This window comes from Arthrobacter sp. P1_A5, assembly GCF_056406825.1.
Window position 1 is genome coordinate 1 of record NZ_JBFTZL010000131.1, and the last position, 10,596, is coordinate 10,596.

The window sequence follows — 10,596 nt, forward strand, 5'->3', positions numbered from 1 at the left end:
GTGTGAGCAGCGATGCACTGGTTGCGGACCAGGCTGACCAACCCGGTGAAGAGGTTTCCGTCACGGCGGCGGGCGCCATCCCGTGGCGCCTCAATTCGGTAAACAAGGACCAGCTCGAGGTCCTGCTGATCCACCGTCCGCGGTATGACGACTGGTCCTGGCCGAAGGGCAAAATCGACGCCGGCGAGACCATCCCGGAGTGCGCCGTGCGCGAGGTGGAGGAGGAGATCGGGCTCACCGCCCCCCTGGGGATCCCGCTCCCGCCCATCCACTACCATGTGGCGGCCGGGCTGAAGGTGGTCCACTACTGGGCGGTCGACGTCGACGGCGCCGCCTTGATCCCGGACGGCACGGAAGTCGACAGCGTCATGTGGTGCCCGCCCGAGAAGGCCGCCCGCCTCCTGAGCAACCCGAGCGACATCGAGCCGCTGCAGCACCTGGTGAACGCCCACGACCGCGGGGAGCTGGCGACCTGGCCGCTGCTGATCGTGCGCCACGCGAAGGCCAAGCCCCGCTCGTCCTGGTCCAAGGCCGAGGGCGACCGTCCGCTGGCCGCCACCGGCATGCGGCAGGCGCAGTCGGTGGGGCGGCTCCTGCAGGCGTGGAAGCCCGCGCGGATCGTTTCAAGCCCGTGGCTGCGGTGCGTGGCCACCATCGCACCCTACGCCAAGGCGGCCGACGCCAAGGTCAAGCTCAACGAGGCCCTCACCGAGCACCGGCACAGCCGCAGCCCGCACAAGACGGCAGCCGTCGTCGAGGGATTGTTCGACAAGCAGCGGGCCGTGGCGCTGTGTACGCACCGTCCGGCCCTGCCCACGGTCCTGAAGCAACTCGCGAAGCACATGAACTCCCGGCTGCGGGACCTGCTGCCGTCCTCGGACCCGTTCCTGGCGCCGGGCGAGATCGTGGTATGCCACGTCGCCCGCGGCAGCAAGAAAAAAGTGGTCGCGGTGGAGCGGTTCAAGCCGTTCGACGACTGAGGTCCTTGACCCCGGGGGGCCCTAAGCCTAGTTTGTATCAATAGCTTGATACATTACTGCTGAATCTTGGGGGATTCCGTGCCGGTCCTGTTGAACGTGCCGCCGATGCTGTTGCTCGGCCCGGCGATCGCCGCCCTGCTGGTGTATGCCGTTCTGCGGTGGGTGATCTGGGCTCCCGGGACCGGAACGTCGCCGCAGACAGTGTCGGAGCACGGGCTGTGGGTAGGTGTGATCGGCTGGCTCGCGAGCTCACTCCAGGGCGCCATGACCCTGGGCATCATCCCGGCCAATCCGTCAGCGTCCGCCGTGGTGGGCGCCGACTMGATCATCCCGGCGCTGGCATGGCCCGTCCTGGGCTGCCTGGGCGTGCATGCCCTGGGACAGGTCAGCTACCCGGGTCCGCGGCGAATGCGGCGGCAGGCCGTGCTGTCCGTGCGGCGCATCAAAGACTTCCTGCCCCGCAGGCTGGCATTGACCACGGCTGCGATCTTCGTCTCGGCTGCCGCGGCCATCGCCCGGACTGCCACGCTGCCCGGGTTCGCGGCCGTGGCTCCCACTACGGTCAGCGACGGCGCGTACGGCTACTACAACAGCGGCGGCGACGGCCGTATCCCCGGACCGGAGGTGGCCGCCTGGCTCGGCGGCGCCCTGCTGGTGCTGGCCGTCGGCACGTGGCTGGTTTTGTGGCTGATCGGCCGCCGCCGACAGCTGGAGTCCCTTGACGCGGCGGACAACGCTGTACTGCGGACCATCGCGATGAACCGGCTGCTGCGCACAGTGTCCACAGTGGCTGCCGGCTTGGCAGTCATCGCGGGGAACTTCGCGGCCCGTCCCGATCCGGCCCAGCAAACGGGATCGTGGACGAACTTCGCCGGCCTCGCGGCGACCGTGGTTCTGCTCGTGATGTGGTGGTGGCGGCCGCCTCGGCTTGCTTCCGCCGGGCTGGGCGTCCGGAACCGGCCGGAATCAGGGATCGCCACCGGCCGCCAGCACCCGGCCGCCAGGCTGGTCTCCTCACTTGGAGCGCTCCTGGGCCTCGCGGCCGCCGTGCCGCTGGTCGCCGGAGCCTTCCTCGCCCCCGTGATCATGGCGGCCGCCGGCTACGGACTTGCGGGACTCGTGGCCCTGATGGGCATCTGCGTCCTACTGGTCATCGCCGGAGGCGAGCTGGTCCTGCAGCGCAACTACGGATCGCCCGAGGCGCCGCGCACCTGGCCCCGGCAGCCGGTCAACGCCGCCCTGCTGACCACGGCGGTCCTGGCGCTGCTGGTCTTCCTGGCAGCCCTCGCCGTCACCACCGCGGGGCGGGCCCTGCTGGCCGAAGATTCCGGCTGGGTTCCGGTTGCGCTGCTCACGGCCGGGACCTGCGTTGCCGCCCTGCCGGCGTTCCTCCGGGCCCGGTCCCGCCAGGGCATCCGCGACGCCCCGCGCGGTCTGGACGCCGCGCTGCGCGCCATCACTGTCCACCGCATCGTGCGGACCCTCGCCGCAACCCTCACGGCCCAGGCCGGTGTCCTGCTGCTKACCCAGACCAACGCCTGGGCGGCGGTGTTCGGGTCGGACGCGTTCGGCGACGCCGTCGATCCGGCCGCCGGATCGTGGTGGCCCGCGACCCTGGCCGGCGCTGTCCTGGCCGCCAGTGCCGTGCTCATCGCCRTCGTCCCCGTGGGCGGCCTGGCCCGGAAGACCCCGGCTCCCCTGCCGCGGAAGGAAGTCGCCGCATGACGGCGGGCATCGCCATCAACCTGCGTTCGCCGGTTCCCCCCTTCGAGCAGATCCGGACGCAGATCGCCTCCCTCATCAGCCTCGGGACGCTTGCAGCGGGAACCCGGCTGCCAACCGTCCGCAGCCTCGCGTCGGACTTGGGCCTCGCTGCCGGGACAGTCGCGCGGGCCTACAAGGAACTCGAACTGGCCGGACTGGTCGAAACCCGGCGGCGCAACGGCACGGTGGTCGCCGGCAGCCAGCCGATCCTGCCCCCGCCCGCACTTCCCCCGGGCACGGTCCCGGTGGAGGTGATCGCCGCCGTCGACCGCTGCATTACGGAAGGCCGCACAGCCGGGCTCGACGACGCGGCACTGCTGGCGATCCTGCGGGCGAGGCAGGGCGGGTCACACAAATAAGGAGAGCCGGCGAGTTCTCAGTAGACTGGAACGGTGAGCATCCCTACGCCCTATGAAGACCTCCTGCGCGACGTCCTCGAGCACGGCACGCACAAATCGGACCGCACCGGCACCGGCACCCTGAGTGTTTTTGGCCGCCAGCTCCGCTTCGACCTGAGCAAGAGCTTCCCGCTGATCACCACCAAGCGGGTGCATTTCAAGTCCGTGGCGGTGGAGCTGCTCTGGTTCCTCCGCGGCGACACGAACGTCAAATGGATGCAGGACCAGGGCGTCACCATCTGGGACGAATGGGCCGACGCCGACGGCGAACTCGGTCCCGTTTACGGGGTCCAGTGGCGTTCCTGGCCCACGCCCGACGGCGGCCACATCGACCAGATCGCCGAACTCATCAAGAACCTGAAGTCCAACCCGGATTCGCGCCGGCACATCGTCTCGGCCTGGAACGTCTCCGAACTCAAGGACATGGCCCTGCCCCCATGCCACGCGTTCTTCCAGTTCTACGTGGCGGACGGCAAGCTTTCGTGCCAGCTGTACCAGCGGTCGGCGGACACCTTCCTGGGCGTGCCCTTCAACATCGCGTCCTACGCCTTGCTGACACGCATGATCGCGCAGCAGACCGGCCTGGAACCGGGCGAATTCGTCTGGACCGGCGGGGATGTCCACATCTACGACAACCACATGGACCAGGTCCTCAAGCAGCTCGCCCGCGAGCCCTACGACTACCCCCAGCTGAACATCACCCGCAAGCCGGACTCCATCTTCGACTACACCCTCGAGGACTTCGAGGTGGTCGGCTACCAGCACCACCCGACGATTAAGGCCCCGATAGCCGTATGAGCAACGACAACACCGCGGGCGTGCAGCCCGGCGATTTCACGGAGCAACTCCGAGCGTCCACCACTGGCCTCGGGCTCGTCTGGGCCCAGACCAGCACCGGGGTGATCGGCAAGGCCGGCGACATGCCGTGGCACCTGCCCGAAGACATGTCGCACTTCAGCCGCCTCACCACCGGCCACCCGGTCATCATGGGACGCAAGACCTGGGAATCATTCCCGGACAAGTACCGCCCCCTGCCCGACCGGACGAACATCGTCATCACCCGCCAGGCCGCCTGGCGGGACACCCCCGGCGCGGAAGGCGCCGTCGCGGTGGCGTCGCTCGATGACGCCTTGCTTGAATCCCAGTTCGTGGCCGGCCATGAGACCGTGTGGATCATCGGCGGCGGCGAAATCTTTGCCCAGTCTCTGGACCTTGCCGACGTCGCCGTCGTCACCACCATCGACACCAGCGCCGAAGGGGACACCTTCGCTCCGGAACTCGGCTACGACTGGACCGTCTCGGCCAGCCTCCCGGCCAACGGCTGGCTGACCTCCGCCAACGGCACCCGCTACCGGATCACGCTGTGGCGCCGGACGGAGGCCAAGTAATGCTGAGGAAGCCAGAAACACTCTTTGTCCTGGGGTACATGCTCCTGCCCCTGCTCGCACTGCTCTCCGCGGTCGTGGGGCTGACCATGATCCTGGGCGGCAACAAGATCCTCGGGGCGATCGTGCTGGTGGTGGTGACCCAGGTCTTCACGTTCGGGGCGGTTTTCGCGCTGCGCCGGCGCAAGGCGGCACTGCTGGAAGAGCCCCGCGGCGACTATAACGCGTGACGTAACCGACTGCGCCGGGCGGGCCGCGAAGTCTAAACTGGGCCCATGACTACAGCAGCTACCCCGTCCGTCGGCCTGGTTGGTTGGCGTGGCATGGTCGGTTCCGTCCTCATGCAGCGCATGCAGGATGAGGGCGACTTCGCCAACATCAACCCGGTCTTCTTCTCCACCTCGAACGCGGGCGGTGACGCCCCGGCCCTGGCCGGCGCCGCTGCGGGCGCCGCCGGCAAGCTTGAGGACGCGTTCGACCTCGAGACGCTGGCGAAGCTGCCCATTATTGTCACCGCCCAGGGCGGGGACTACACCAAGCAGGTCCACGGCGAGCTCCGCAGCCGAGGCTGGGACGGCCTCTGGATCGATGCCGCCTCCACGCTGCGCATGAATGAGGATTCCATCATCGTGCTGGACCCCATCAACCGGGACGTCATCGACGCCGGCCTCTCCGGCGGGGTGAAGGACTTCGTCGGCGGCAACTGCACCGTGTCCTGCATGCTGATGGGCCTGGGCGGGCTCTTCAAGAACRACCTGGTCGARTGGGGCACGTCCATGACGTACCAGGCSGCSTCCGGCGGCGGGGCACGCCACATGCGTGAACTGCTGAACCAGTTCGGCAGCCTCAACGCCGAGGTCAGCTCCGAACTGGACGACCCGGCGTCGGCGATCCTCGAAATCGACCGSAAGGTCCTGGCACACCAGCGCGCCGGMRTCGACGCCACRCAGTTCGGYGTYCCGCTGGCCGGTTCCCTGATCCCCTGGATCGACGCGGACCTCGGCAACGGCCAGTCCAAGGAGGAGTGGAAGGCCGGAGTGGAGACGAACAAGATCCTTGGCACCTCCGCCGCGAACCGCGTCGTCATGGACGGCCTGTGCATCCGGATCGGTGCGATGCGCTCCCACTCCCAGGCCCTGACACTGAAGCTGCGCGAGGACCTCCCGGTCGCCGAGATCGAGAAGCTCGTGGACGCGGACAACCAGTGGGCCCGCGTGGTGCCAAACACCAAGGAAGCCTCGATGGCCGAGCTCACGCCCGTGGCGGCCTCCGGCACCCTGGACATTCCGGTGGGCCGGATCCGCAAGCTTGAGATGGGTCCGCAGTACATCAGCGCGTTCACGGTGGGCGACCAGCTGCTGTGGGGCGCCGCGGAGCCGCTGCGGCGCATGCTCCGCATCGCCACCGGAAACCTCTAGGAGCCCGTCCGGGACACGCATACAGGCGGACGTTCAGACACCCCTTCAGGCGGAAGTTCAGGCACCTGTTCCGGCACCTGTTCAGGCGCCAAGGAATCTGCGGTATTTCGCGGCCTGCAGCCCAAAAGACTTTTGGGCGGCGGGCCGCAGCCCGTTAACAGGGTCGAAGGGTTCGGGCACGACGCCGGCTCCCCTGCGGCCCGGCGGCCCGGCCCAGGTGCCGATCACGCCGCCGCCGGCCACAATGGTCTTCTTGAACACGCCGTTGCCGCCGGGGACGATCTTGTCGGCATGCTCCGGCGGCAGCACGAGGGACCGGTCCGCGTAGCCGAGCAGGAATTCATCGAACCCCGGCAGCGCCAGCACCGTGCGCTGACCGGGGACGCCGTCGTCGAGCAGCGCGGCTGTCTCTGCAGAGAGCCAGTAGCTGGTCCCCTCAAACTCCAGCTCCGCCAGCTGGTCCGACACCCGGGCCAGGGCCGCCCGGGTTTCCGTCAGCGGAATGCCGGCCCACCAGGCAAAATCACGTTCCGTGGCGGGGCCGTGACTGCGAAAGTAGCGCAGCAGCCACTCGGCGATGCCGTCGGAACGGTCCAGGGTCCGCGACTCGGTGATCCAGTCGCCAAAGGCCACGACCAGCTGCTGGTTGCCGGCCAGCGGCCCCTGCACCAGCAACCCCCGCTGGCACAGGATCCCGAGCAGATGAATGCCGCGCTGGCCCGCCGTGGACTGACCCGCCCGTTCGAAGGCCTGGAACAGCTCCGCCCGGCTGGCAGCTCCTCCAGAGACCAGCTGCAGGGCAGTTGCCGCGGCGGCGTCGATGTCCCCTGCCGTGATCTCGAGCTCCCAGTGGCGCCGGGCCAGGCCCTGGATAAGCCGGTCGGAGGTGATGGCCAGCATCCATTTCAAGTCCTCGGGTGCCAGCACGTGCAAAGTACCGCGCATTGGCCAGGAACGGACGATCTCCGCCCGGTCCAGCGCCCCGCGGACGTCTTCGGCGCGGGAACCCGGCACGCGCTGGCCGACGGCCCAGAGCACGGCCTGCAGGTCCTGGGCCTGCATCGCCGTCATGCCGCGGACGGCGTCGGGGACGGACTGAAACCCCGGTCCCAGCAGTCCCTGGGCGGCCAGCCGCAGCCTGCCGATGATTCCGGGGCCAAGCCGGCGGATGCCCGTCACTGCTGCCATGGAACCATGGTAAGCCGCCTGTGTTGCCTGTCGGGTTGTTGCCCGGCTGTTCCCAGCCGCCATCCAGCAGGCTTCCCTACCCTTGAATCATGACTATGAGTGAGGTGTGGCCGCTGCTGCGGCCCCTGTGCCGGAAGCTGGCCCTGCTGGGCTGGGCGTCCAGCGCCGCCGGCATGGCTGCCGGGCTCGCCGTCGCCATCGCCAGCGGTACCCGGCTCTCGCCCATGATGAGCACCCTGCAGCTGGTGGCCGCCTTGTCCATGGCGGTGTCCGTGGCCAGCTTCGTCACGGCCGCGGCGTTGCAGCCGCGGGCACGGTCACGGTCTCAGTCACGGTCTCAGTCACAGCCTCAGTCACGGTCTCAGGCACGGGTGCAGGCGGCTGTGAAGCACGGCAGCATTGCCCCGCAGGGCCGGGAGCTCCAGCTCGACTATGGCGGCGAATTTCCGGCCACCGTGCAGGCCTTCCTGCTCGGCTCCCTGGCGTTCCTCGCCGGCGCCGTGGCGTTTGCGTGCGCCGGACTGGTGCTGCAAAGCGGGCCCAGCGTCCAGTCCGTGGCGTTCTGCCAGGTCTTCCTGCTCGGGGCCGCGGCCTCGGGTTTCACCTTCATGCTTTTCAGCAAGGTGGCACCCCGCCACACGGAACCGTAGCCGGGGCGCGGGACGCCCTGCCGGCGCTGCCCGGCCTTGCCCGGGCGGCGGCCCTTTTCCCGGGGCCGGACCTTCCCTAGAGATCGACGCCGATCAGCAGCGGCTCCGGGTGCAGTTCAATGCCGAAACGTTCGGCGACGCCGTGGCGGACCTCGCGCGCGACGGCCAGCATGTCCGCCGCGCTCGCCCCTCCCCTGTTAGTGATGGCGAGGGTGTGCTTGGTGGACAGCGAGGCCCGGCCGCCCGAGACGCTGTGCGGGTCCAGGCCGAAGCCCTTGGCGAACCCGGCCTGGTCGATGAGCCACGCCGCCGAGAGCTTGGTCAGCCCGTCCGCACCGGCGGGGTACCGCGGGGCCTCCTGCGGCAGCCGTGCCGCGACGTCCTCGGTCACGATCGGGTTCGTGAAAAAGGATCCCGTGGAGTAGGTGTCACGGTCGTCCGCGTCCCAGACCATGCCCTTGGACGCCCGGAGCCGCAGCACCTCGCGCCGGACGTCGGTGGAGTAGGCCCGCTGGCCCTGCTCGACGCCGAGCACCCGGGCGAGTTCGGCGTAGCGGACCGGGGCGCTCTTCCGGCCGAGCGGGAGCTGGAATTCCACGGTGAGCACCACATAGCGCGGTGAGCCGTTGACGGTGGTCTGCTTCAGGATGGAGTCCCGGTAGCCGAACTTGAGTTCGGAATTCGTGAAGGTCTTCACCGCGTTGCGTTCCCGGTCCCAGGTGCGCACGACGGCGATCGTCTGGGAGACGTCGGCCCCGTAGGCGCCGACGTTCTGCACGGGGGTGGCGCCCGTGGCACCGGGGATTCCGGAGAGCGCTTCGACGCCGGACCAGGCATGCTTCACGGCGTGTTCAACGAAGGCGTCCCAGTTGTGGCCGGCCTGGACCACCACCGCCACGCCGCCGCAGGAGTCCTCGGCGTCGACGGTGAACCCCTCGGAGGCGATCTTCAGCACCGCGCCGGGGAACCCGGCGTCGGACACCAACAGGTTGGAGCCGCCGCCGATGATCAGCAGGGACTGGCCGGCGGCGTCCGCGGTGCGCACGGCGTCGATGATCGCGGCCTCGGTGCGGGCCTCGATGTAGCTGCCGGCGGGGCCGCCGACGGCGGAGGTGGTCAGGGCGGAGAGCTGGATCTGGGTCACCTGACCAGCCTAGCCGGGATCATCAGCCCGCCTAAGCCGGTGCCGGCCGCACCTGGCTAGCTGCTCTGTCCCGGCAAGGGCACGGGCGCGGGGAGTTTACGGGTCACCGGGGAGAGCAGGAAACTGACGATCAGCATCACCATGACGGCCAGCAGCGAGTGGAGAATGCCGACGTGCTCGGCCAGCAGACCCAGCAGCGGCGGCCCGCACAGGAACGCTCCGTAGCCGATCGTGGACACCACGGACACCCGCGCGGCGGCCTTGACGGGATCGTCGGCCGCGGCGGACATGCCGACCGGGAAGCCCAGGGACGCGCCGAGTCCCCAGATGGCCAGGGCCACGTAGGCCAGCCACGGTACCGGTGCGAAGACGAACAGGCCGAGGCCCAGAACCGCCAGCGCGGCGCACCAGCGCATCACCGGGACCCGGCCGAAGCGGTCCAGGACCAGGGTGCCGGCGAAGCGGCCGATGGTCATGAAGGTGACGAACAGCCCGTACCCGGCGGCTCCGGCGGCGTCGGTCTGGCCGTGGCCGTCGGCCAGCGCCAGCGCCACCCAGTCCCCCGCCGCTCCTTCGGCCAGGGCCAGCCCGAGGACCAGCACGCCCAGCAGCAGGGTGCGCCTGTCACGCCAGGCCTGGGCGATGAGGCGTTTGTTGTCCAAGGGCGGCTCCGGGACCGCGTCCGTCTGCCGGACGATCGGGATGGGCCCGGTGGAAGGATCCTCGAAGGTATCTGTCCCGGACGCTTTGAAGGGCTGCTCCGCCTCGAGGGGCGTGATGTCCGCCCGGAACCAGGCCGCCGCGGTGGTCACCGAGCCGGCCACCAGCAGGCCCACCACTGCCAGGTGCAGGAAGACCGGGATCCCGGCGGCGGCAGCCCAGGCGCCCAGCCCGGCGCCCGCCACAGTGCCCAGGCTGAAGGAGCCGTGCAGCCGGGGCATGATGTGCCGCCGGACGGCGCGTTCCACCGCCGCCCCTTCGACGTTGGACGCGGTGTTCCAGCTGGCGGTGCCCAGCCCGATGATTGCCAGACCCGCGGCAACCGCCACCGGGCTGGCGAGCACCGAGGTGCCGAAGCCTGCCAGCGCCAGCCCGAATCCGACCATGATGCTGCCGATCCGGATGGTGCGCTTGGAGCCAAGGCGAAGAACAATCAGGCCCGAGGCGGACACGGACAGGAAGGATCCCGCCGTCATGCAGAGCAGGAGCAGTCCGATGGTGCCGGGAGTCAGGTCCAGGCCGTCGCGGATGGCCGGCAGCCGGGACACCCAGGTGGAGAATGCGATTCCGCTCGCGGCGTAGGCCACCACCACGGCGTTTCGCCAGTGCGTGATCTCGGCGGGCGGGACGAAGACTTCCTTGGTCACAGCAGCCAGATTCACAGCAACGCCATGGGCTAGGCCACCCTGACGACGGCCTGGGCCTTGACGAGGACCTTCTGGGCGGCCGAGACGACCGTGAGGTCGACGCGGGCGGTGCCGGCGTCGGCGTCGAGGGCCCCGATGGCCCCGCTGATCTCGATCACGGCGCCGGACTCCGGTGTCCCCGTCGTGTCGGCGACGGGAACCGGCTTGGTAAAGCGGGTCTGGAAGTCGACGACGGCGGCGGGATCGCCGGCCCAGTCGGTCACGAGCTGGACGGCCGCACCCATGGTGAACATGCCGTGCGC

Annotated in this window: 12 protein-coding genes; 8 read left to right on the top strand and 4 right to left on the bottom strand. The window is 69.5% G+C overall.

Going from position 1 to position 10,596, the window contains the following annotated elements; genetic code table 11:
* The first annotated feature begins 2 nt into the window (after nt 1-2).
* The 7 genes from AC1D1S_RS15510 (at nt 3) to asd (ending at nt 5,945) form a co-directional block, all read left to right on the top strand.
* Nucleotides 3-980 carry an NUDIX hydrolase gene (locus AC1D1S_RS15510; protein ID WP_243181103.1) on the top strand — a complete coding sequence of 326 codons (978 nt, stop codon included), beginning with the start codon at nt 3-5 and terminating at the stop codon, nt 978-980.
* Between the two features lie 66 nt (nt 981-1,046).
* Complete coding sequence (locus AC1D1S_RS15515) at nt 1,047-2,705, top strand: hypothetical protein (RefSeq protein ID WP_476994854.1); 1,659 nt, start codon at nt 1,047-1,049, stop codon at nt 2,703-2,705.
* Nucleotides 2,702-3,103, top strand: coding sequence for a GntR family transcriptional regulator (locus tag AC1D1S_RS15520; RefSeq protein WP_476944035.1), 402 nt, complete (start codon nt 2,702-2,704; stop codon nt 3,101-3,103). The genes AC1D1S_RS15515 and AC1D1S_RS15520 overlap by 4 nt, the downstream gene beginning before the upstream one ends.
* A 33-nt stretch (nt 3,104-3,136) precedes the next feature.
* Nucleotides 3,137-3,940 carry a thymidylate synthase gene (locus AC1D1S_RS15525; protein WP_243181106.1) on the top strand — a complete coding sequence of 268 codons (804 nt, stop codon included), beginning with the start codon at nt 3,137-3,139 and terminating at the stop codon, nt 3,938-3,940.
* Nucleotides 3,937-4,530, top strand: a complete 594-nt coding sequence (locus AC1D1S_RS15530; protein ID WP_243181107.1) for a dihydrofolate reductase — start codon at nt 3,937-3,939, stop codon at nt 4,528-4,530. Before AC1D1S_RS15525 ends, AC1D1S_RS15530 begins: the two co-directional genes overlap by 4 nt.
* Nucleotides 4,530-4,757, top strand: a complete 228-nt coding sequence (locus AC1D1S_RS15535) for an NF038396 family protein (RefSeq protein WP_028276519.1) — start codon at nt 4,530-4,532, stop codon at nt 4,755-4,757. Before AC1D1S_RS15530 ends, AC1D1S_RS15535 begins: the two co-directional genes overlap by 1 nt.
* A 45-nt stretch (nt 4,758-4,802) precedes the next feature.
* Nucleotides 4,803-5,945 (top strand): aspartate-semialdehyde dehydrogenase, encoded by a 1,143-nt coding sequence (gene asd, locus AC1D1S_RS15540; protein WP_476994855.1) that lies wholly within the window; start codon nt 4,803-4,805, stop codon nt 5,943-5,945.
* Between the two features lie 81 nt (nt 5,946-6,026).
* Here the strand turns inward: asd and AC1D1S_RS15545 are convergent, their stop codons facing one another.
* A complete protein-coding gene (locus AC1D1S_RS15545) occupies nt 6,027-7,133 on the bottom strand; it encodes a winged helix DNA-binding domain-containing protein (protein ID WP_476994856.1) in 1,107 nt (368 codons plus the stop codon).
* An 89-nt stretch (nt 7,134-7,222) separates the two neighbouring features.
* Between AC1D1S_RS15545 and AC1D1S_RS15550 the strand changes: the two genes are divergently transcribed.
* Nucleotides 7,223-7,783, top strand: a complete 561-nt coding sequence (locus AC1D1S_RS15550) for a hypothetical protein (protein WP_476945738.1) — start codon at nt 7,223-7,225, stop codon at nt 7,781-7,783.
* A gap of 76 nt (nt 7,784-7,859) precedes the next feature.
* Here AC1D1S_RS15550 and AC1D1S_RS15555 read toward each other — a convergent pair whose 3' ends face one another.
* The 3 genes from AC1D1S_RS15555 to AC1D1S_RS15565 all read right to left on the bottom strand — a co-directional run.
* The gene (locus AC1D1S_RS15555; protein ID WP_476945737.1) at nt 7,860-8,927 is read right to left on the bottom strand and encodes a UDP-N-acetylmuramate dehydrogenase; all 1,068 of its coding nucleotides are present in this window, start codon (nt 8,925-8,927) and stop codon (nt 7,860-7,862) included.
* A 56-nt stretch (nt 8,928-8,983) separates the two neighbouring features.
* Nucleotides 8,984-10,309: an MFS transporter gene (locus AC1D1S_RS15560; protein WP_476994857.1), complete on the bottom strand. Its 1,326-nt coding sequence runs from the start codon at nt 10,307-10,309 to the stop codon at nt 8,984-8,986.
* A gap of 14 nt (nt 10,310-10,323) precedes the next feature.
* A partial coding sequence (locus AC1D1S_RS15565) for a MaoC/PaaZ C-terminal domain-containing protein (protein ID WP_476994858.1) occupies nt 10,324-10,596 on the bottom strand: 273 nt, incomplete at its 5' end.